The organism is Herbaspirillum rhizosphaerae (genome assembly GCF_046025915.1).
Taxonomy (GTDB): domain Bacteria; phylum Pseudomonadota; class Gammaproteobacteria; order Burkholderiales; family Burkholderiaceae_D; genus Herbaspirillum; species Herbaspirillum rhizosphaerae_A.
In genome coordinates this window covers 196,861-218,783 of record NZ_JAQQFR010000004.1, presented here as the reverse complement: position 1 = coordinate 218,783, position 21,923 = coordinate 196,861, and the positions used below count along the sequence as shown (strand labels likewise).

The following is a 21,923-nucleotide window of genomic DNA, read 5'->3' as shown; positions in this document are numbered from 1 at the left end:
GAGAGACAACCATGAGCTACGATCCCCTCGACCACGATTTTGAACGCGGCATGCGCAATCGCCGCAGCGTCCTTGGCGATGCCTGGGTAGACCGGTCGGTGAGCAACGCCACCAATTTCAACGCCGAATTTCAAAACCTGATCACGCGCTTCGCCTGGAACGAAATCTGGGGCCGTCCCGGTCTTGATCACAAGACCCGCCGCATCATCGTGCTGGCGATCACCATCGCGCTGGGACGCTGGGAAGAGTTCGAGCTGCACGTGCGTGCCGGCCTACTGGGAGATCCCGCCACGCGCCTGACGCCCGATGAGATGAAGGAAGTCTTGATCCAGTCAGCGATCTACGCCGGCGTCCCTGCAGGCAACACCGCATTCACGCATGCGCAACAGATCCTGCGCGAAGTCGGCGAACAGATTGGTTACACGGTGGCGCCGATGAAGCCGGCCGACACCTTCCATTCTGGTATCGGCAAGGAAGGCCGCAGCAGCGGTTCGCCGTCGCTGCACTACAGCGTGCGCACACCGCGCAACGGCAAGGCGCCACGCCACACCATCGTGCTCAGCCACGCCATCGGCTGCGACCTGATGATGTGGGATGCGCTGGCCAATCAGCTGTCCGCCGACTGCAAAGTGATTGCTTACGATCATCGCGGCCACGGCAGTTCGGAAAAGGCAGACGGTCTTTACAGCATGGCTGAACTGGCCGACGACGCCGCACAGATGTTGCGCGACCTCGATACCGGCCCTGTGATCTGGATCGGTCTGTCCATGGGCGGCATGGTTGGTCAGGAACTGGCTTTGCGCCATCCCTCATTGGTGCGCGCCCTGGTGCTGGCCAACACGACATCGAGCTATCCGGAAGCCGCACAACTGGCCTGGCAACAACGCATCTCCACCGTACGCGAACAGGGTATCGAAACCATTGCCGATGCGGTCATGGGGCGCTATTTCCACGATCGTTTCCGCGCGGAGAACGCGTCTACCGTGGCGCGTTTCCGTGAACGTCTGACCAGCACCGACGCCGCCGGTTATGTCGGCTGCTGCAATGCCGTCGGCACAGTCGATACGACAGCACGTCTGGGTGAGATCAATGCGCCGACGCTGGTCATCGCCGGCGAGCTGGATCAGGGTACGCCGCTGTCGATGTCGGAAACCTTGGTCAGCGGCATTCGCGGCGCCAAGTTAGCGGTGATCAAGGATGCTTCGCATGTGAGTGCGGTTGAACAGCCGCGGGCGTTTGCGGAGTTGGTGACGGATTTTATTCAGACCTTGTAGATCTCTGTTCGTGATTAAAAAAGCCTGGTTCGCATGACACGAACCAGGCTTTTTTTTGAGATGCAGGATGATCAGACGCCGGGATCCTTGAAGTTCTCGACCTTGTCGAATTCAACGTTGTAGTACTCATTGCCACGCTGTTCGGCTTTGCGGATATAGACGTTTTGCACCATGTCGCGTGTTGCAGCGTCGAGCGTTACCGGGCCGCGCACGCTTTCCCAGCTCATGCCTTTCATTGCCGCCAGCAACTTTTCGCCGTCGGTGTCGCCATTGGTTTTCTTGAGCGCTTCATACAGCAGGTGCATGCCATCGTAGCCACCGACCGAGTGGAAGTTGGCACGCATGCCCTTGTTGGCTTTGGCGATGCCGTCGACATATTCCTTGTTCAGCGGAGATGGATGTGCGGCCGAGTAGTGGTGGCTGCTGACCACGCCGCTGGAGGCGGTGCCGATGCTGGCCATCAGGTCGTCGTCGAGGACGTCGCCGGTGCAGATGAGGCGAATACCGGCAGCGGCCAAACCGCGTTCGGTAAATTGTTTCAGGACAGCCGCACCTTCACCCGACGGCACGAAGACGAACAGCGCTTCCGGCTTGGCGTCTTTCACGCGTTGCAGGAAAGGGGCGTAGTCGGGATTGCGCAATGGTGCGCGCAAGCTTTCGAGAACTTTGCCGCCGGCATCGGTAAAGGTCTTGACGAAGACTTTTTCAGCATCGATGCCGGGACCGTAGTCACTGACAAAAGTCACGACGCTTTTGATCTTGTTCTTCGCGGCCCAGCTTGCCAGCGGCGCCGTTACCTGCGGCAGCGTGAAGCCGGTGCGCACGATGTACGGTGAGCGCTGCGGGATGATGGAAGTCGCCGCTGCAGTGACAATCATCGGCACCTTGGCCTGTGTAGCAATGGGGGCAGCCGCCAGCGCCAGCGGTGTCAGGCCGAAGCCGGCCAGGACCTGCACCTTGTCGCGCGCCACCAGTTCTTGCGCGAGGCGCTTGGTGACGTCGGGTGAAAGGCCGCCGTCATCCTTCAGCAGAATTTCCACTTTGCGGCCGGCCACGGTGTCGCCGTACTTTTGCTGGTACAGCTTGACGGCGGCTTCGATCTGACGGCCAGTCGAAGCGAATGGGCCGGACATTGGCACGATCAGGCCGACCTTGATCGGATCGGCGGAAGAACCGGCGGCAAACGCAGACAACGGCAACATGCCGGCTGCCAATGCGGCGGTGCCGCCCAGCAAAATCTGGCGGCGTTGGGTATTGATGGTATCGGGCATTTTTGTCTCTCTCTTTTTAGTTATCAAATGGGTCGAACAAACCAGCAGGTCAGACATCCAGAACCAGCAAGGTGCTTTTGGCGCGGGAACAGCAAGGGGTGAACTGATCGTTGGCGGCGCGTTCTTCATCAGTCAGATACAAGTCGCGGTGGTCCGGCACACCATCCAGCACGCGCGTGAGACAGGTGCCGCATACGCCTTGTTCGCAAGAGACAGGAATATCGACGCCGTTGTCAGCAAGGATTTTGATCACGGTCTCGCCAGCTGGAATCGTAAAAACCTGGCCACTGCTGGCGATCTTGACATCGAAGGGCGCGTCGCCGTCGGTCTCCACCGGCACAGCGCCGAAGTATTCCAGATGCACCTGTGCCGACGGCCAGCCTTTGTCCTTTGCCGTGTTGACGACATGATCGATGAAACCGCCCGGGCCGCAGACATAAATATGCGTGTCAGTATCCGGGGTGGCGATCATCTCGGCCAGTTTAAGTTTTTGCTCATCGGCACCGCTGTCGTAGTGATACACCACGCGGTCTGCGAAATCCGAGGTGGCGATGCGGTCGCGGAAAGCCGTGCGTTCCGGCGAACGCGCGCAGTAGTGCATGGCGAAGTCCGCAGCGGTCGCGGCGAGGCGCTCGGCCATGCACAGGATGGGTGTGACGCCGATGCCGCCGGCCAGCAGTAAGGTGCGTTTGGCCTGCGTCAGTGGAAAGTGATTGCGTGGTTCGCTGATGGTCAGCACATCGCCGACCTTGATGTCGCCGTGCATGGCAACTGAACCGCCGCGTGATTTGGCATCGCGTAGCACGCCGATCTGATAGCGATGGCTTTCGTGCGGCGGATTGCACAGCGAATACTGGCGAATCAGGCCGTCGCGGATATGCACGTCGATGTGCGAGCCGGCGCTGAAGGGAGGCATCGGTTTGCCGTCGATACCGGCCAGTTCGAAACTGGCGATGTCTTCGGCTTCCGCGGTCTTGCTGATGACTTTGACTTGTAACTGGCTCATGGTGTTCTCTGCTAATGCATTTTGATGTTGGTTGCGGCCGTGGCTATTCCAACAATAGCAACGACGGCAACGACAGAAGCGACCGCCCGGGTCGCTTCCGCAATTCGATGGAACCGTTGGATCACGCAGCGTCGGCAGTGACGGAGGATGGTTGTTCTTTCTCCTTTGTCATCCACTTGTCGAGCAAGCGGCGCGACTGCACGCCGCCGGCATCAATGTTGAGCATCAGCAGTTTGCGCTCCGGATGCTTGAGAATGTTCTGTTGTTGCATCTCCAGCATGTCGCGATCCTCACCGAAGATCTTGCCCTGACCCTCGCGGATGGCTGCCGTCAGTTCTGCGTCCTGCGGTTTGAAGTTGCGCGCCATGCCCCAGAAATACCAATGCGAGGTTTCAGTTTCCGGCGTGATGAAGTCGACCACGATGCTGGACGCCTTGTATTTCGGATCGGCGTTGTAGCCGCCCTTGCCGGCATGCGCCACGCCGACTTCGATCATCACGTGGCTCGGCGGTGTGAAGTGGCAGATCTGCCAGCGATCCACCAGCACATCGTCGGCAAGACCATTGCTACGCAGCGCCATGCGCCAGAACGGCGGCGCCATGATGTTTTCCATGAAGCGGCTGGTGATGACTTCGTCGCCTTCGGTCCTGGTGTTGACGGGCGCTTCGTCGATTTCTTTCTGACCGATGCTGGACGCGTGCACATAGGTTTCGTGCGTCAGATCCATCAGGTTGTCGATCATCAGGCGGTATTCGCAATTGATGTGATACAAGCCGCCGCCATACGCCCACTCGGGATTGTCGGCCCATTCCAGATGATGGATGTGCGCAGGGTCGGCCAATTCTTTTTCGCCGGGCCAGACCCAGATGAAACCGTAACGCTCCACCACCGGGAAGCTGCGGATGCATGGAAAGCCACGCACACGTTGACCCGGCATGCTAATGACCTTGCCGTCGCAACCCATCTCCAGCCCGTGATAGCCGCATACCAGTTGACCGTCGCGTACAAACCCTAGCGACAAAGGCGCACCGCGATGCGGGCAGAAGTCTTCGACTGCCGCGACCTTGCCTCCGGCGCCGCGATAGAACACGATCTTCTCGCCACAGATTTGACGGCCCAATGGCTTGTCGGCGATTTCGTCAGGGGTACAGGCGACGTACCAGGTGTTTTTTGGAAACATGTCTTCTCCTCCTCAGGAACTTCCATTGTTCGGTGATGCGAATGCGTGAAACCTGGGTGCGCGACAATGCATGGACGAAGGCGCATCAGTGCGCGGAATCTGCCTCCAATACATCGACGATTTTTTACTTCTTACGTGGCACAAAAAAAGCGTGCATTAATTACCGTGTTCTTCTTCCGCAGCCTGTCTGTGGGGCTGTCGGGTCTCTGCTGCTTTGTTCTTCGATTTAATATTCAGTACACTGAATGTTTGAGAAAAGTATCCTCCAACTGCGCAGCGATGTAAACCCAATTTCGAATTTATTTTGTATTTTTGATTGCGCATCGCATCAAAAATGCGTGGCGCAACAGCGCAGCGGATACACTACAAAGCTTCATCATTCGTCTTTTGCAAAACCGACAACCATGCCTCGTCCAAGCACAACACAACAAGCACAAACGCCAGCGCAAGAGAGCCAGCTGATCGATCTCTATGAGCATCCCGGCCACTTGTTGCGGCGTGCACAACAAATTTCGGTATCGATCTTTCTGGATGAGCTGGGTGGTGACATTACACCGGTGCAATATGCGATTCTGCGCACGCTGTCGAACCATCCCGGCATCGATCAGGTGACGCTGGCCGGACTGGTTGGCATCGATACCTCGACCGGCGCGACCGTCTGTGTCCGGCTGGAAGAAAAAGGTTTGCTGGTGCGCAAGGTCATCCCGCACAACCGGCGTCAGCGCGCGCTCAACATCACACCAACCGGCGAGCAAATGCTGAGCGATCTGATCCCGGCAGCGCAGCGTCTGCGCAAACGATTGCTGTCACCGCTGGAAGCGGACGAGCAGGAGCAGTTCATGCACCTGCTCGACAAACTGGTGCGCGGCAACAATACCGAAAGCCGTGCGCCGCTGGCCAGCATCAAACCTGTCGTCAGCGATAACGAATAGCCTCTCTACGTCAATCGCCGGAAAACATCTCGGCCAGAATTGTTCGCAGCCAGACGTTGGCGCCATCCTTGTGATACTTGCGATGCCAGTGCTGGCGCAGATCGAAGGTCGGGATCTCCAGCGGCGGTTCCACCAGCCGGATGTTGGAGAACTGCGCAAACGACGCTCCCACGGCGCGCGGCACCGTCACCACCAGATCGGATGATGCGATCAGAAAAGGAATCGACATGAAGTGTGGTGTCGACAGCACGATGCGGCGCTGGATCTTCTTCTTGATCAGCAATTGTTCGAACAGCTCCTGGCTGCGCCCTTCCGCCTTGATCACCGCATGCCCCAGCTTCAAGAACTGCTCCATCGAAATCTTGCGCGAACGAATGGGATGATCGGCCCGCAGCAGGCAGATGAAGTCATGTGAAAACAGGCGCTGCTGAAACAGATTGCGGTTCTTCAGATCGGGGAAATATCCCACCGCCAGATCCACTTCTCCATTCTCCAGCGCTACGTTCAATTCAAGCGGCGTCATCGATACCGAGGCCACCGACGCGCCCGGCGCATCGCGCTGAAAGCGATCCAGCACCTTCGGCAGGAAGGTCATCTCACCGATATCCGACAAGGCAATTGTGAACTTGCGGCTGGTCGTCGCCGGATTGAATACTTCGCTCGCCAGTACGTCGGTATGGATGCGCTGCAGGATGTCGCGCGTCGGACTGATCAGCGTCACCGCGCGCGGTGTCGGTTCCATGCCGTGTGAAGTACGCACGAACAAAGGATCACTCAGCGCCGTGCGCAGCTTGTTCAGCGCGATGCTGACGGCGGGCTGGCTCATATTGAGCTTGCGTGCGGCGGCGCTGACGCTGCGCTCCTCGAAGATCGCCAGGGCAATCGGCAAGAGGTTCATATCGAAGTTGGCCATGCGGTCTCCATGCTGGCGATTTTTTCTTGCGTTGTGCTCGCGTTCATCACGCGCCATCTATTCGAAAGTCGAATAAATATTATGCAGAAAATTCTATTTTCAAATAATTTCGCTTCGGTATGATCCTCCTCAACCGGCCTGAACACAAGTTCAACATATAAGCCGGGCGCCGCATGCAACGACATGCGGGATAACAACTATAAACAATTACAAGCAACGACAGGAGACTTCAACATGCAACAATTCAAGCGTGCGCTGTGCGGCCTTGCCTTGAGCCTGGCATTCAGCGCCACTTCCAACACGAGCGCTGCCGCTGACCAGACCAATACCATCCGCATCGGCGTCATTACCTCGCTGACCGGTGTCGCAGCACAAAGCGGCGAACAAATGAAAGCCGGCATCGACACTTATCTGCGCCTGCATGGCGACATCGTGGCCGGCAAGAAACTGCAAATCATCTACAAAGACGACACCGGCCCACAAGCCGACGTCGCCAAACGTCTGGCCACCGAACTGATCAGCCGTGACAACGTCGACATCATCACCGGCTTTGTCTTCACGCCCAACGCGATGGCGGTCGCCGCCGTGGTTGATAAAGCGAAGAAGCCGATGGTCGTCATGAACGCCGCCTCGTCGGCAGTGACCACCAAGTCGCCCTACATCACGCGCACTTCCTACACCATCGCGCAATCGGTCAAGCCGCTGGCTGAGTGGGCCTATAAAACCGGCTCTCGCCGCGTGTTCTCGATCGTCTCCGACTATGCGCCGGGACTGGATGCCGACACCTGGTTCACGAAGACCTTCACCGCATTGGGCGGCACCGTGACCAGCTCGGTGCGCGTGCCGCTGACCACGGTCGATTACAGCGCCTATCTGCAACGCATCAAGGACGAGAAGCCGGATGCAATCCACGTGTTCCTGCCCAACGGCCAGCCGATGGTGTCGTTCATCAAGGCGTACAAGGAAAAGGGCCTCGACAAGGCCGGCATCCGCTTCCTCGGCGGCGAAGGCTGGGCTGACGAAGATGTCTTAAGCATGGGTGGCGATTCGATGCTCGGCATCTATACGGCCGGCTTCTATTCGTTCTCGCGCCCGGGTGCCGACAATGCCAAATTCCTGGAAGCGTTTTCACAAACTGTCGGCGGCCGCTTCAAGCCGAACTTTCTTTCAGTCTCCGCCTATGACGCCATGACCTTGATCGCCAAAACGCTCACCAAGACCAACGGCAACACCGACGGGGCGACCTTCATGAATGCCGTCAAAGGCTACAGCGCGACCAGCCCGCGCGGCACTGTCGCCATTGATGAAAAGACCAACGACATCGTGCAGACCATCTATATCCGCCGCATCGACAAACAGAACGGCAAATATGTCGCGACCGAAATCGACCGTTACGACAACGTCAAGGATCCGGCCAAGTAATTTGTATCTCAGCTGATCAGCAATACTGAAAGGAGTCATCATGTTTCCACTGAATCAATGGTACGTCGCCGGCTTTGTCTGGGAGCTTCAGGACAAGCCTCTGGCCCGCACCCTGCTTAATCGCCCGGTCGTCATGTTCCGCACCGAGTCGGGCGAAGTCGCCGCGCTGGAAGACCGCTGCTGTCACCGCAGCGTGCCGCTGTCGTGCGGCTCACTCGAAGACGGCGGTATCCGCTGCGGTTATCACGGTCTGCTGTATGCTCCCAGCGGCCAGTGCATTGAAATTCCCGGTCAGGTCAAGATCCCCGGCAAGGCTTGCGTCAAAGCCTACAAGGTCGCGGTACGCAACGAAATCATCTGGCTCTGGCTGGGTGAGACCGCAGATAGCCAGCCGGTCGGCCAGCCACCCGAAATCGCTGCACACGACAATCCCCGCTACAAATACAAGGGCGGCGTATTCCATTACGACGCGCCGTATCAGCTGATCCACGATAATTTGCTCGACCTTAGCCACGTTGGTTACGTCCACACCAAGACTATCGGCGGCAATGCCAAGACACACATGGAAGCACCGACCAACGTCACCAGCGACGGCGACAACGTGCGCGTGGTGCGCTGGATGAAAGCTTCGCAACCGCCTGCGACCTATAGCGCAGCCTGGCCGTTCAAGGGCAAGATCGACCGCTGGCAGGAAATCGACTTCCACGTCACCCATCTCAACATCTTCACCGGCGCGGTCGATGCCGATACGGAATCGCTGGAAGATCCAAACCGTGGCGGCTTCCACATGCGCGGTTTCCACGGCATCACGCCGGAGACAGAAACCACCTCGCATTACTTCTGGACCATGGCCAGCTCATCCCATCCCGATGCACCGGACAACCTGGAACTGGTCTATCAGCAAACCGCCGTCACCTTCGAAGAAGACCGCGTCATCATCGAGGCGCAATACCGCAACATGTGCCAGTTCGAGAATGCATCGATGATCGACATCCACGTCGACGCTGGCGCCAATCGCGCGCGCCGCATCGTTGCCATGCTCAGTCAACAGGCCGAACAGGCGGCCTGACCGTACCTCTCCTGCGAGCGCGCTGTATGGCTGCATGCGGCGCGTTCGTCCTCCCTTTTTAATCATCGCCACCGTGTCTGTCTGCGGGGCGGTCGCTTACGCTCTCACACCATGAACGTCATCCTCTCCGCCATCCGCAACAGCGGTACAGCCATCCGTATCTTTGAACTGCATACTGCCGACGGTAAGGCGTTTCCTGCTTACCAACCTGGTGCACACATCGACGTTACGCTTGGCAATGGGCTGGTACGCCAATACTCACTGTGCTGCGATCAACCCTCACCCGACCGTTATCGCATCGCGGTCAAGCAAGAGCCGCAATCGCGCGGAGGTTCTGCGTGGCTGCATGCCGAAGCGAAGGAAGGCGACACACTGCAGATCAGTGCTCCACGCAATGCTTTTGCATTGGCGGATGCTGCCGGCTCGCATCTGTTGTTTGCGGGTGGGATCGGGATTACGCCGGTGTTGTCGATGGCATATGCCTTGTTGCGTGATGGTGCCGACTTTCATCTGCATTACTTTGTGCGCGATGAGGCGAGTGTTGCGTTTCGGGATGAGTTGACCGGAACGTCACTGGCTACTCATGTATCCATCCATGCTGGTCTGTCAGTTGACCAGACGGGCGCTGTTATTGCTGCGGCGCTGACGGATGCTGCGGTTGACGCGCATGCTTACACTTGCGGGCCGGGGCCGTTCATGGCGACGGTTGTTGATCTTGCTACGGCCAGGTTGGGAGCATCGCAGGTGCACAAGGAGTCGTTTTCCGCACCTGTTGCGGAGGCAGGTGATGCGGCTTTTGTGGTCCGGTTGAGTGATGGCAAAGAGATCGAGGTTGCTTCAGGAAAGACAGCTTTGGCTTGTCTGCAGGAGGCTGGGATTGAGGTCGATTGCTCTTGTGAAGTCGGCGTGTGCGGGACTTGTCAGACCAAGGTGATCGAGGGGATTCCTGATCACAGGGATGGGTTCTTGAATGAGAAGGAAAAAGCTTCTAATCTGTGGTTTATGCCTTGTGTTTCTCGGGCGAGGACGGGGGTGTTGGTGTTGGATTTATGAGGTTTTTTGTTCCGACTATCTCTGTTAGGTAGCTTCGATTTTCTTTCTTCGATCAACCCTGCCGGGGGTAGCCCGGCGGCTACTCACTTTCTTTGTCTCGCCAAAGAAAGTGAGCCAAGAAAGCGACCGCTGGGTCGTAGCCCCCTTCGGGGGTTCCCGGCGCCAGCAGGCACAAATCGGGAAGGGAAAACAACTCGCTGCGCTCAGACATTTTTCCCTTCTTTTTCCGATTTGTACCCGCGCCACCGGCTACTCTCAAGCGGGCTTCCAAACTGGCTCGCTTCGCATCGCCAGGGGACGGTGACTACGCGAACTCCTTTAGTCTCTTCTGCTTTGTCGTTCCAACGAAAGTTGGAACCCAGCGTCGTGAAGGCGGTTGAGTGAGCGCAAACGTCACTGGATCCCAGCGTTCGCTGGGACGACGGCGTTAAAAAGTAAAACTGAAATTTGTAGCGTCACCGACGTCTAAAGGCGCAACGCCGAAGGCGAGCCAGTCAAGGCGAGGCGAAGCGAGCCCGTCTCGAAGTCCGCTTGAGAGTAGCCGGTGTCAGCGGGCGAAAATCGGATTAAGAAGGGAAAAATGTCTGAGCGCAGCGAGTTGTTTTCCCTTCCCGATTTTCACCCGCTGGCGCCGGGAACCCTCGAAGAGGGCTACGCCCCAGCGGTCGCCTTCTTTTGCTTACTTTTCTTGGCGAAGCAAGAAAAGTGAGCGGCTGCCGGGCCGCCCCCGGCAAAGGTTGATCGAAGAAAGAACAGCGTCAGCAACAGCAAACGTGAAGTCGGAACAAAGATCGCCGTCATCCTGAACACCACTAGGACAAAACCCCATCACGCCACCGCCACCAACCGATCCAACTTCTCCCCATCTGCCAGCAAACTCGCACTATCCGAGTCATGCACAATCCGCCCGCGATCCAGCACAATCGCCCGCTGCGTCAACGACAACGCCATCCGCGCATGCTGTTCCACCACGATCACCGACATCCCCATATCTTTGACCAGCCCGCGAATCACGCGCAGCAACTCCTGCACGATAATCGGTGCCAGCCCTTCCATCGGCTCATCCAACAAGAGGATGCGCGGACTCACCATCAGTGCGCGCGCAATCGCCAGCATTTGCTGTTCGCCGCCCGACAACTGGTTGCCCATGTTGTTGCGGCGCTCTTCCAGACGCGGGAAGATTTTGTAGATCTTCGGCAGATCCCATTCGCCACCACGTGCGACGACCGTCAGATGCTCCTCCACCGTCAATGAAGGGAACATGTAACGTTCTTGCGGTACCCAGCCCAAACCGGCGTGTGCGCGTCTGTATGTTGGCACGCGCACGATATCGCCGCCGCACCAGCGGATACTGCCGCTGTGCAGACGAGTCAATCCCATCAGCGTGACCAGCAGACTGGTTTTGCCTACGCCGTTACGCCCTAATAGCGCGAGGCTGTCGCCTTCCTTCATGGAAAACGAGACGTCTTCCAGTACGATCGAATCGCCGTAACCGGCAGTGACCTTGTCGAGTGCAAGCAGCTCACTCATGTTCAGACTCCCCCAGATAAACTTCCTTGACGCGTTTGTCGGCAGCAATTTCTGCCGGCGTGCCTTCGGTCAACACTTTGCCGCCGACCAGCACCGTGATGCGTTCGGCAAAGCGGAACACCAGGCCCATATCATGTTCAATGAAAACGATAGTGACATCACGCGGCAGTCCGGCGATGACTTCGAACAGCTCCTTGCTTTCCGCCGAGGGAATGCCGGCAGCCGGTTCGTCCAGCAACAAGACTTTTGGTTTGGTCGCCAGCGCCAATGCAATTTCAACCAGACGCTGCTTGCCGTAGGCGAGGCTGCGCGTGATGCTGTTGGCTTCGCCGTCGAGCTTGAGCGATGCCAGCAAGGCCATGGCTTCGTCGATAACATCAGTTTGTTGCGCCACGGTTTTGTGCCAGACGTACTGCATGCCACGCCGCTCGGAAATCGCCAGTACAACGGATTCCAATACCGTCAGACCCGCGAACAAAGTATTGATCTGAAAGGTACGTGTCATGCCGCGCTTGACGCGTTCATGCTGCGGCAGCGAAGTGATGTCGTCATCACCGAAAAACACCTTGCCGCTCGATGGCGCAAAACCGCCGGTCAGCAAATTGATGAACGTTGTCTTGCCCGCGCCGTTCGGCCCGATCAGCGCATGACGCGCGCCTGGAACAAAGGTCAGCGAGACATCACTGTTGGCCTTGAAGGCACCCCATTGTTTGGACAGGCCTTCTGTACGCAACGTGGTGTTTGCGCTTGTATTTGTTGATGTGCTCACGAGCGCTCTCCTTTCACAGCCGAAGTCTTGCGCAGGTTGTTCCAGATCAGTGTCAGGCCGCCGAGAATACCGCCGCGAGCGAACAGCACGATGACGATCAGCAGCAGGCCGATCCAGAATTGCCAGTAGGCCGGATTCAGACCGGAGAGATAGTCTTGCGCCAGCATGAAAATCGCTGCACCGACCAGCCCGCCATACAGGCGACCGGTACCGCCCAGCACCAGGATGATCAGCAGTTCAGCGGAACGCGGAAAACCCAGTACGTCGAGTCCGACGAACTGTGTGGTCTGCGCCAGCAAGGCGCCGGCGACACCGGCGATCGCGGCGCTGATCGTGAAGATCACGGTCAAGCGCTGGTTGACGTTGACACCGATGGCCGGCATGCGGCGACCACCTTCGCGGATGCCGACCAGGCTCAGGCCGAACGGTGAATTGACCAGACGGCGCAACACCGCGAACAAAATGAACAGCACAACGAAGCTATAGATGTAGGCAACCTTGCCGTTGAGATCGAACTCGAACACGCCGAAGATTTTGTCCACCATCATGCCCGACAAGCCATCGACACCGCCGGTGATGAAGGCCGCCTTGTTGGCCGCTTCGAACAGCATGAGGCCGATGCCCAGCGTCACCATCAGGCGCGCCAGATCGTTGCCGCGCACTACCAGGAAACTGATGATGTAGCCGAACAGTGCGGCGACCACCGCCGCCAGCAGCAAGCCGCTGATCGGCTCGCCCCAGCCGTGCACCGACAGCAGGCCGGCGGTATAGGCACCAAGGCCGAAGAAGGCAGCATGGCCGAGTGACACAATGCCGCCGTAGCCGAGGATCAGATCGAGCGAGATGGCGAACAAGCCGACGATCATGATCTGGCTGATCAGGATCAGGTACTCGGGGAAGACAAAATACGCTGCCACCGGTAGCAACCAGAAAATGATTTCCAGCGGCTTCCAGCGGTCATTGGGCAGACGAAGCAAGGGAGACATGGTAGTGGTCTTTACGCTAGAAGTTGTTGCAGCCGTGGCGGGCGCGGAAGTCGGGGTGCTCGCGCTCATCCACGCCTCCGCATCAGACCAGCGGGGAACAGGATCAGCAGCAGCACCATCAGGCCGTAAATCACGAAGGCGCCGATTTCAGGTACATAGTATTTACCGGCCACGTCGAAAATGCCGAGGATCACCGCAGCCAGCAACGGCCCCTTGATCGTGCCTGCGCCGCCGACGGCAACCACCAGCAGGAAGTACACCATGTACTTGATCGGGAAAGTCGGATCCAGACCCAGCACGTCAATACCGAGACCGCCACCCAGACCGGCCAGTCCGGAGCCAAGCGCAAAGGTCAGGCTGAAGACACGGCTGACGTTGATACCCAGACCTGCCGCAGCAACCTGATTGTCGACCGACGCACGAATCTGCGCGCCGAAGCGTGTGCGTTCAATCAGCAATCCCAATGCCGCAGTCACCAGCACCACGACACCGATCAGGAATACACGATACGCACCGACATCCAGACCAAGCAGAGAAATCTGTCCGCGCAGCCAGTCCGGCAAATGCACCGGTTGTTGCGTCGGCCCCCAGACGTAGGTTGCACCCGCGACGGCCATGAAGGTCAGGCCGATGGAAAACAAGACCTGATCCAGATGACTGGCTTTATACAGACGGCGATAGAGCGTGCGCTCCAGCACCAGGCCGACCAACGCCGACGCCAGGAAGGCTACCGGCAAGGACGCCAGAAAAGGCAGGCCGAGCTGATTGAGAATGGTGACGCAGACATAGCCGCCCAGCATCGCAAACGCGCCGTGAGCGAGGTTGATGAAATTCATCATGCCCATCGTGACCGACAGGCCGACGCTGATCAGGAATAGCAGCGCGCCGTAGGCAATGCCGTCGAACATCACACCAATGAAGTTGCCGATCATGAGCAATCTCCATGGCGGCAGCGTACGACGCTCCCGCGTTGAATGTGAACAAAGGTGGGGTGATGCATGGGGTGTCTCCTCTTCAATCTCTTGTGCAAGCGCTGCTTTTTATTGTCGTGGCTCTTGATGGCCGGCAGCTTTGTATTTACTTCCCTTTTCCTACAGCGCCATCTGTTTCAGACACGCTCAATGATAGTTGCAATGCCCTGACCAACCCCGATGCACATGGTGCACAGGGCGTAGCGGCCACCAGTGCGTTGCAGCTGATACATCGCGGTAGTAATCAGGCGTGCGCCGCTCATGCCGAGCGGGTGGCCGAGTGCAATCGCACCGCCGTTCGGATTCACGCGAGGGTCGTCGTCGGCGACACCCAGTTCACGCAGCACCGCCAGACCTTGCGAGGCAAACGCTTCGTTCAGTTCGATCACGTCCATTTGCTCTATGGTCAGACCGACTTGCTGCAGCAGCTTTTTAGTTGCCGGCGCCGGGCCGATGCCCATCACGCGTGGTGCGACACCTGCAGTCGCCATGCCGACAATGCGCGCGCGCGGTGTCAGTCCGTATTGCTTGACCGCTTCTGCACTCGCCAGTAACAAAGCGCATGCGCCGTCGTTGACGCCGGAGGCATTGCCCGCGGTAACGGTGCCATCGGCGCGTACCACGCCTTTGAGCTTTGCCAGCGCTTCCATGCTGGTGGCGCGCGGATGTTCGTCATTGCTGACGGTGATGGCCTCGCCCTTCTTCTGCGGAATCACGACCGGCGTGATCTCTTGTGCGAGCGTACCGTTGGCTTGCGCGGCAGCAGCCTTGGCCTGGCTGGCGACGGCGAACTTGTCCTGATCCAGGCGGCTGATCTTGAAATCGTCGGCGACGTTTTCACCGGTTTCCGGCATGGAGTCGGTGCCATAAAGCGCCTTCATCTGCGCGTTCGGAAAACGCCAGCCGATAGTGGTGTCGTAGATATTGGCATTGCGAGAAAACGCGCTGTCGGCCTTACCCATGACGAAAGGCGCACGTGTCATCGACTCAACACCACCTGCCAGCATCAGCTGCGCTTCGCCCGACTTGATTGCACGCGCGGCCGTACCGACCGCATCCATGCCCGAGCCGCACAGGCGATTCATCGTGGTGCCCGGCACCGATTGTGGCAAACCTGCCAGCAGCGCGGACATGCGTGCAACGTTGCGATTGTCTTCGCCGGCCTGATTGGCGCAGCCGAAGATGACGTCGTCGACGGCGTTCCAGTCGACTTGCGGATTACGTTCAATCAGCGCGCGCAATGGAATGGCACCAAGGTCGTCGGCACGCACGTCTTTCAATGCGCCGCCGTAACGGCCGATGGGAGTACGGATGGCGTCGCAGATAAAGGCTTCAGTCATGGTGTTCTCTTTGGTTACTGGATTACAGGATCACAGCGGTGGCAACAGCGGCGCGCCGGTGATTTTCTGCAGTTCGTCAAAGGACATGCCGTCGACGATCTCGCGCACGCGCAGGCCGTGTTCGGTCACGTCCAGCACGGCCACATCCGTATAGATGCGGTTGACGCAGCCGATGCCGGTCAATGGATAGTCGCAGTGCGAGACGATTTTGCTTTCGCCGGTCTTGGTCTGATGTTCCATCATCACGAACACTTGCTTGGCGCCGATGGCCAGATCCATTGCACCGCCGACCGCCGGAATTGCATCGGGTGCGCCCGTATGCCAGTTGGCCAGATCACCGGTGGCCGAGACCTGAAAGGCGCCGAGCACACAGATATCGAGATGGCCGCCGCGCATCATCGCGAACGAGTCGCCGTGGTGGAAGTAGGCGCCACCGGTCAGCAAAGTCACCGGCTGCTTGCCGGCGTTGATGAGGTCTTCATCTTCTTCGCCGGGTGCGGGTGCCGGACCCATGCCGAGCAAGCCGTTTTCGCTGTGCAGAAAGACTTCTTTATCTGCCGGCAGATAGTTGGCGACCTTGGTCGGCAAACCGATACCGAGGTTGACGTACGCGCCTTCGGGAATATCCTGCGCCACGCGCGCGGCGATCTGATCACGGGAAAAGCGATTAACGGGATTAGTAGCGGAACTCATTATTTGGTCTCCTGTGCAGTCTGCAGCACCACGCGCTGCACAAAGATGCCCGGCGTCACGATGGCTTCCGGATCCAGTTGGCCCAGTTCAACCACTTCGCTCACCTGCGCAATGGCGCACTTGGCGGCCATCGCCATGATAGGGCCGAAGTTGCGCGCGGTTTTGCGATACACCAGGTTGCCCCAGCGGTCGCCGCGCAATGCCTTGATCAGTGCGAAGTCGGCGTGAATCGGCGACTCCAGCACATAGTGACGGCCATCGATGAGACGGGTTTCCTTGCCGTCGGCCAGCATGGTGCCGTAGCCGGTCGGCGAGAAGAAACCGCCGATGCCGGCGCCGGCGGCGCGGATGCGCTCGGCCAGGTTGCCTTGCGGCGTCAGTTCCAGCTCGATTTCACCGGCGCGGTAGAGCGCGTCGAACACGTAGGAATCGGTCTGGCGTGGGAAGGAACAAATGATCTTCTTCACGCGCTTGGCCTTGAGCAATGCGGCCAGCCCGGTGTCACCGTTGCCGGCGTTGTTGTTGACGATGGTCAGGTCGCGCGCGCCTTGTGCAATCAGCGCATCGATCAGCGCCGCCGGCATGCCGGCATTGCCGAAGCCGCCGATCATGACGGTTGCGCCGTCATGGATATCAGCCACGGCTTGTTCCAGTGACTCAGTAATTTTGTCGATCACGTTGCGTCTCTTTCGTGAATCCGTTCGTTGAACAGCAAATGCATGAAAATGGTTCCGCGATAGTCCGGCATAGGTGGCGACTGTATGTCGCTACTGCCGTACTTCCCGGAATGGCTTGTCTCCGCCTTTATTTTTCTATGCTCCTGCGCTTTTCCAACCGCTGTTTTCGCTCTGCTGGAGAGTCAAAATGCGTGCGCGCCTGAATTCTTTTAGGTACAATCTATTTGTGCGATAAACGAACTAATGTTTGTTTTTCGCACACATTAGTGTAGCGATACCCGCCTTCCTGCGTCAAGAACAAACAGGCAGGTCTGTGCGATGTCCGCACAACATATTAGAATCGCGGACAACCCGGCACCGTCGCGCTCTGCGCTCTCCGCGCTGCTGTTCATCCTCACATCGTTGCCATAGTTACTTATCGTCATTTTTTGAATGCCTATGACCAAGACACCTGCTCCAGCAAAGACCCGCAAGCCTGCGGCAAAATCCGGCAAGATGGACGCCGGCGCCGCTGCTTCGGCCGCTGTTCCGACCGCAGAACAGGCCGAAGAAAAGGAGCTCACCATCGCTGAAGAAATCGACGCGCTCACTGATCCCAGCTTCATGACCTCGCTGGCGCGCGGCCTGGCGGTGGTGCGCGCTTTCAGCGATACGCGGCGCACGCTGACGATTGCGCAGATCAGCCAAAAGACCGGTATCCCGCGCGCGGCGGTGCGCCGTTGTCTGCATACGCTGAAGCAACTGGGTTATGCCGATTCCGAGGTGAACAATTTTTCGCTGCGTCCGAAGATTCTGACGCTGGGTTATTCCTACCTGTCGTCGACGCCGTTGACCGTATCGGCCCAGCCTTGCCTGAACAACATCACGCGTACGCTCAACGAGTCCTGCTCGCTGGCGGTGCTGGATGACAATGAAGTGCTGTATGTCTCACGCTCGGCCACCGCGCGCGTGATGTCGGTTGCGCTCAATACCGGCAGCCGTCTGCCTGCGTATTGCACCTCGCTCGGCCGCGTGATGCTGGCGCACATGTCTGAAGATACGTTGAAGGCGTACTTCGACAAGGTAAAGCTGCGCGCCTTCACCGACAAGACCGTGGTGTCGCAAAAGCGCCTGCGTGAGATCCTCGCCGAGGTGCGCGAATCCGGCTATGCCGTGATCGATGAAGAACTGGAAGTCGGCTTGCGTTCTATCGCCGTACCGGTACGTGGTGCATCCGGCTCCGTGCTGGCAGCATTGAACGTCGGTGCGCAAGCGGCCCGCGTCAGCCGCCGCCAGATGGAAGAAGAGTTTCTTCCTGTGCTGCTGCGCGGCTCGCAAGAGTTGTCCGTGTTGCTGCCATAAGCAGACACAAAAAATCCGGCGGACCTTGCAGTGCGCCGGATTGAAGACAGTAGCGTGAGCCGCTGTCGATGCTACGGCGCGCCCTGCTCAGTGGCGCGCCATCCTCCTCAAGATTTCCTTGAAACGCTATCAGACTCGCATCAGAAAGTGTGACGGATACCCGACATCACGCCCAACTGATTCTTGCCCGCACCAACGGTACCGCCTGCATCGATCGCTAAAGCGGAAGTGCCGCCGTTTTTCTGGTAGCCCAGCGATGTGTACAGCGCAGTACGCTTGGACAGGTTGTAGGTCAGGCGGCCGACCATCAGGGTCACGTCGTTAGGGCTGCTCTTGACGTTCAGCTTGGCGACCTGTGCGTCCAGCACCAGCGCTGTCGACAGCGGCACACTCGCACCCAGGTAATACAGGTCGGAGTTGGTATTGACCGCACCGGCGGCACGCGTGCGGCGATCAACCACGCCGGCACCGATCTTGGTGTCGCCGATCATGACGAAACCGTTCAGGGTCACGCGCTGGTCAGTGTTGTCGCTGCTGGTCAGGCCGCCGGCTGCGCCGGTATTGCCGTACAGGATGTCATAGGATGAAGTCACGCCGAACGATTTGTTGTCATAGCCGACCAGCGCCGTGACCTGGCGGCAAGCCTTGGAATTGCCGGCCACTTCGCCCGCGCAGCCTGTTGCAGCAGGGCCGCCGGTTGCCGAGGTATCACGGCCGAAGCTGTATGTCGCGCCGACGGTGAAGTTGGAGAAGTTGCCCAGGTAGCCGATGGAATTGTCGCTGCGTGCATTTGGTAGGTAGCCGTCGATGCTGCCGATCGCAAAAATGTTCGGACCCATCACGTCCGTTTTCAGCATGGAGATGTAGGTCATGTTGACCTGACGGCCCAGCATGATCTGGCCCCAGGTATTGCTCTTCAGGCCAACCAGCGATTGACGGCCGAACAGACGATTGCCTTGTCCCATTGAACCAGTGTCCGGTGCAAAGCCGGCTTCCAGTACAAACATGGCTTCAAGCCCGCCGCCCAGATCTTCCGAACCTTTGAAACCGATACGCGACGGGAACGAACCGGTCAGCGACGGCATCTTGAACACCGAGTTGCCGGCAGCGTTGGCGTTGGTGGTGTAGACCACGCCGGTATCGACGATACCGTATATGGTGACCGAGCTCTGCGCCATCGCATTGCCTGTACACACTGCACCCATTGCACCCATCAGCGCGATTGCGCTGCAAATTGTCTTCTTCATTGTGCCTCCTCCTGAAACGTGAAAATTTTTAAGTTCGTCTTGTTGGTGTTGCCAATCTTGCGATTTTTTGGCTCTGCTCCCGACTTCTTGATGTTACTGGAAGACTTGGCATGTCCAAGGACTGCGGACGTGCGTCGTGCTCCCTCCCCGGTGTCGATACGTGGATTCTGTGTGGCCGAACACGGGCTTCCGCGGGTTTCGCAGGGATGCGTTCAGTCCGTCTTCCGATTGATGAACGGAAGACGTTGAGATGTTGCTGTTCGTGCTGTTGCTGCCTAAGCGTTGCCGACAAACGTCGGCGAAATCCTGCAATGCCGCAAATGTCTACTTGATCGGTTCTCTGCCTGAAGAGGCATTGAACGTTTCGTCTCTGTTATTTCATTTTTATTTAATGTTCGATCACCGAACAAGATGTTGGTTACCGAACGCTTGTTGCGATACTATTGTTCTCGCTGAAGCTTGTCAAGAATGCGTAAAGCAGAAAATTTTCGACAGCGTCGTCTGCAAGCAACAGCTAAAATCCAGCGACAAGAAAAATTTCCTGCCGGGCAGCGCGAAGTGACAGACCTTGTACAACACGTCTACAACGCTCTTCCGGCAAGGCATTCAGCGCTGCGGCAGATGAAAAAATCACAGCTCAAGATTGAAAAATCGCGTGCGCAGTCCGTATCAGGCATCAGATGCGCCACGCAACGACAACGTATCGAAGGAGACAAACATGAAGTTTAAAAAATCGGCATTGCTGGCAATGCTCGCGGGGGTGAACTTTTTTGCTGCCGCACACGTGCAGGCGGCAGACACGATCAAGATCGGTCTGATCGCAGCTTTTTCCGGCCCCTTCGCCGACTACGGCAAACAAATGGAAGGTGGCATCAAGGCTTACATGGCGCAGAACGGCGATACCGTCGCCGGCAAGAAAATCCAGATCATCGTCAAGGACACCACCGGACCATCACCTGAAATCGCCAAGCGTCTGGCGCAAGAATTGGTAGTGCGTGACAAGGTCGACTTCCTCGCCGGCTTCGGCCTGACACCGGAAGCCTTGGCCGTGGCGCCGATCGCCGAGCAAGCCAAGAAGCCGATGATCATCATGAACGCAGCAACATCGATCATCACCACCAAGTCGAACTACATCGCGCGCTTTTCGATGACACTGCCGCAAGTGTCCGGTCCGATGGCGACCTGGGCGCTGAAGAACAACATCAAGAAAGTCGTAACGCTAGTCGCCGACTACGGCCCGGGCATCGATGCCGAAACCGCCTTCAAGACCAACCTGCTGGGCGGTGGCGGCCAGGTGATCGAATCGATCCGCGTACCGCTGCGCAATCCTGAATTCGCACCGTACATCCAGCGCATCAAGGATGCCAAGCCGGAAGCCGTTTTCATCTTTGTTCCGGCCGGCGAGCAAGGTATTGCTTTCATGAAGGGCTACCGCGAACGCGGCCTGGCCGAAGCGGGCATCAAGGTCATCGCTACCGGTGACCTGACCGACGATCATGTGCTGCCGGCGATGGGCGATGCGACGTTGGGCGTAATCACAACGTTCCACTATTCGGCGGCGCACAACTCGCCGGAGAACAAGGCATTCCTGAAGAGCTATGCCGCAGCGAATCCTAACGGTGGCCGTCCCAACTTCATGGCAGTGGCCGCCTATGACGGCATGGCGGCAATCTACGAAGTGTCGAAGAAGCTCAATGGCAACATCGACGGCGACAAGGCCATGGCGATCCTGAAGAACATCAAGCTCAACAGCCCGCGCGGTCCTATCTCGATTGATCCTGCAACACGCGACATCGTGCAAACGGTGTATGTACGCAAGGTGGAGAAAGTCGGCAACGAGGTCTACAACATCGAGTTCGATAAATTCCTCAACGTGAAAGACACCGGAAAATAGGCCGACTCGTCACACTAGTCGGCCGCGACAATTGAAGAAAACCAGAACGCCGGTGATGCAATGCACACCGGCGTTTTTTTCGCCCGGAAGACTTGCGTAGCAGCCCGTGTGTTACCGCCAAACAGATCTTCTGCACGGCAATCTCGATGCAGTGCAGCATGGACGCATCGCTGCAAACCACGCCACAAGCGGCATTACGTTGTTCGGTAGCCGCCCTGTTTTACGCTTTCAATGGGCTGCTTGCATTGGTTAGCGCTTGCATTTGCTGTTTACATACTTATACTAAATAACAGTTATAACTTATAAGTAATTGCCGGTATCCCTGCCGAGCAATCTCGAGACAAACAAGCTGAAG

At 57.9% G+C, this 21,923-nt stretch carries 20 protein-coding genes; 8 read left to right on the top strand and 12 right to left on the bottom strand.

The genetic code is table 11. From position 1 onward, the window contains the following. Nucleotides 1–11 precede the first annotated feature (11 nt). Nucleotides 12–1,274: a bifunctional 4-carboxymuconolactone decarboxylase/3-oxoadipate enol-lactonase PcaCD gene (gene pcaCD, locus PQR63_RS07915; RefSeq protein WP_408167135.1), complete on the top strand. Its 1,263-nt coding sequence runs from the start codon at nucleotides 12–14 to the stop codon at nucleotides 1,272–1,274. 71 nt (nucleotides 1,275–1,345) lie between these two features. On the opposite strand, the gene PQR63_RS07910 is transcribed toward pcaCD, so the two are convergent. From PQR63_RS07910 to PQR63_RS07900, 3 genes are all read right to left on the bottom strand, one after another. Next, nucleotides 1,346–2,545, bottom strand: a complete 1,200-nt coding sequence (locus PQR63_RS07910; RefSeq protein WP_408167132.1) for an ABC transporter substrate-binding protein — start codon at nucleotides 2,543–2,545, stop codon at nucleotides 1,346–1,348. Between the two features lie 49 nt (nucleotides 2,546–2,594). Next, entirely contained in the window at nucleotides 2,595–3,551 is a 957-nt protein-coding gene (locus tag PQR63_RS07905) for a PDR/VanB family oxidoreductase (protein ID WP_408167129.1), read from the bottom strand. A gap of 121 nt (nucleotides 3,552–3,672) precedes the next feature. Then, entirely contained in the window at nucleotides 3,673–4,731 is a 1,059-nt protein-coding gene (locus PQR63_RS07900) for a Rieske 2Fe-2S domain-containing protein (protein WP_408167127.1), read from the bottom strand. Between the two features lie 404 nt (nucleotides 4,732–5,135). Between PQR63_RS07900 and PQR63_RS07895 the strand changes: the two genes are divergently transcribed. Continuing rightward, a complete protein-coding gene (locus tag PQR63_RS07895; protein ID WP_094562108.1) occupies nucleotides 5,136–5,663 on the top strand; it encodes a MarR family winged helix-turn-helix transcriptional regulator in 528 nt (175 codons plus the stop codon). 10 nt (nucleotides 5,664–5,673) lie between these two features. Here PQR63_RS07895 and PQR63_RS07890 read toward each other — a convergent pair whose 3' ends face one another. Beyond that, nucleotides 5,674–6,576 (bottom strand): LysR family transcriptional regulator, encoded by a 903-nt coding sequence (locus PQR63_RS07890; RefSeq protein ID WP_408167125.1) that lies wholly within the window; start codon nucleotides 6,574–6,576, stop codon nucleotides 5,674–5,676. Between the two features lie 234 nt (nucleotides 6,577–6,810). Here PQR63_RS07890 and PQR63_RS07885 point away from each other — a divergent pair, with 234 nt between their 5' ends. The 3 genes from PQR63_RS07885 to PQR63_RS07875 all read left to right on the top strand — a co-directional run bounded on the left by PQR63_RS07885 (nucleotide 6,811) and on the right by PQR63_RS07875 (nucleotide 10,120). Then, nucleotides 6,811–7,998 carry an ABC transporter substrate-binding protein gene (locus PQR63_RS07885; protein WP_408167123.1) on the top strand — a complete coding sequence of 396 codons (1,188 nt, stop codon included), beginning with the start codon at nucleotides 6,811–6,813 and terminating at the stop codon, nucleotides 7,996–7,998. A gap of 40 nt (nucleotides 7,999–8,038) precedes the next feature. Then, a complete protein-coding gene (locus PQR63_RS07880) occupies nucleotides 8,039–9,067 on the top strand; it encodes a Rieske 2Fe-2S domain-containing protein (RefSeq protein WP_408167121.1) in 1,029 nt (342 codons plus the stop codon). A 111-nt stretch (nucleotides 9,068–9,178) separates the two neighbouring features. Then, nucleotides 9,179–10,120, top strand: coding sequence for a PDR/VanB family oxidoreductase (locus PQR63_RS07875; RefSeq protein ID WP_408167119.1), 942 nt, complete (start codon nucleotides 9,179–9,181; stop codon nucleotides 10,118–10,120). An 828-nt stretch (nucleotides 10,121–10,948) separates the two neighbouring features. Here the strand turns inward: PQR63_RS07875 and PQR63_RS07870 are convergent. The 7 genes from PQR63_RS07870 to PQR63_RS07840 all read right to left on the bottom strand — a co-directional run bounded on the left by PQR63_RS07870 (nucleotide 10,949) and on the right by PQR63_RS07840 (nucleotide 17,086). Next, a complete protein-coding gene (locus PQR63_RS07870; protein WP_408167117.1) occupies nucleotides 10,949–11,650 on the bottom strand; it encodes an ABC transporter ATP-binding protein in 702 nt (233 codons plus the stop codon). After that, the gene (locus PQR63_RS07865) at nucleotides 11,643–12,419 is read right to left on the bottom strand and encodes an ABC transporter ATP-binding protein (protein ID WP_408167115.1); all 777 of its coding nucleotides are present in this window, start codon (nucleotides 12,417–12,419) and stop codon (nucleotides 11,643–11,645) included. The genes PQR63_RS07870 and PQR63_RS07865 overlap by 8 nt, the downstream gene beginning before the upstream one ends. Then, the gene (locus PQR63_RS07860) at nucleotides 12,416–13,405 is read right to left on the bottom strand and encodes a branched-chain amino acid ABC transporter permease (RefSeq protein ID WP_459251784.1); all 990 of its coding nucleotides are present in this window, start codon (nucleotides 13,403–13,405) and stop codon (nucleotides 12,416–12,418) included. The genes PQR63_RS07865 and PQR63_RS07860 overlap by 4 nt, the downstream gene beginning before the upstream one ends. Before the next feature lie 65 nt (nucleotides 13,406–13,470). Next, nucleotides 13,471–14,337, bottom strand: a complete 867-nt coding sequence (locus PQR63_RS07855; protein WP_408167111.1) for a branched-chain amino acid ABC transporter permease — start codon at nucleotides 14,335–14,337, stop codon at nucleotides 13,471–13,473. 176 nt (nucleotides 14,338–14,513) lie between these two features. Continuing rightward, on the bottom strand, nucleotides 14,514–15,716 hold the full coding sequence (gene pcaF / locus PQR63_RS07850) for a 3-oxoadipyl-CoA thiolase (RefSeq protein ID WP_408167109.1): 1,203 nt from the start codon (nucleotides 15,714–15,716) through the stop codon (nucleotides 14,514–14,516). A 30-nt stretch (nucleotides 15,717–15,746) separates the two neighbouring features. After that, nucleotides 15,747–16,409 carry a CoA transferase subunit B gene (locus PQR63_RS07845; RefSeq protein WP_408167108.1) on the bottom strand — a complete coding sequence of 221 codons (663 nt, stop codon included), beginning with the start codon at nucleotides 16,407–16,409 and terminating at the stop codon, nucleotides 15,747–15,749. Continuing rightward, a complete protein-coding gene (locus PQR63_RS07840) occupies nucleotides 16,409–17,086 on the bottom strand; it encodes a 3-oxoacid CoA-transferase subunit A (RefSeq protein WP_408167106.1) in 678 nt (225 codons plus the stop codon). Before PQR63_RS07840 ends, PQR63_RS07845 begins: the two co-directional genes overlap by 1 nt. A 495-nt stretch (nucleotides 17,087–17,581) precedes the next feature. Here PQR63_RS07840 and PQR63_RS07835 point away from each other — a divergent pair, with 495 nt between their 5' ends. Then, entirely contained in the window at nucleotides 17,582–18,427 is an 846-nt protein-coding gene (locus tag PQR63_RS07835) for an IclR family transcriptional regulator domain-containing protein (RefSeq protein ID WP_408167435.1), read from the top strand. 140 nt (nucleotides 18,428–18,567) lie between these two features. Here PQR63_RS07835 and PQR63_RS07830 read toward each other — a convergent pair whose 3' ends face one another. Continuing rightward, the gene (locus PQR63_RS07830) at nucleotides 18,568–19,674 is read right to left on the bottom strand and encodes a porin (protein WP_408167104.1); all 1,107 of its coding nucleotides are present in this window, start codon (nucleotides 19,672–19,674) and stop codon (nucleotides 18,568–18,570) included. Nucleotides 19,675–20,142: 468 nt separating this feature from the next. Here PQR63_RS07830 and PQR63_RS07825 point away from each other — a divergent pair, with 468 nt between their 5' ends. Together PQR63_RS07825 and PQR63_RS07820 are read left to right on the top strand one after the other, a co-directional pair. Continuing rightward, nucleotides 20,143–20,403: a hypothetical protein gene (locus tag PQR63_RS07825; protein WP_408167101.1), complete on the top strand. Its 261-nt coding sequence runs from the start codon at nucleotides 20,143–20,145 to the stop codon at nucleotides 20,401–20,403. Continuing rightward, nucleotides 20,393–21,568 (top strand): ABC transporter substrate-binding protein, encoded by a 1,176-nt coding sequence (locus tag PQR63_RS07820; RefSeq protein ID WP_408167099.1) that lies wholly within the window; start codon nucleotides 20,393–20,395, stop codon nucleotides 21,566–21,568. Before PQR63_RS07825 ends, PQR63_RS07820 begins: the two co-directional genes overlap by 11 nt. Nucleotides 21,569–21,923: the final 355 nt, after the last annotated feature.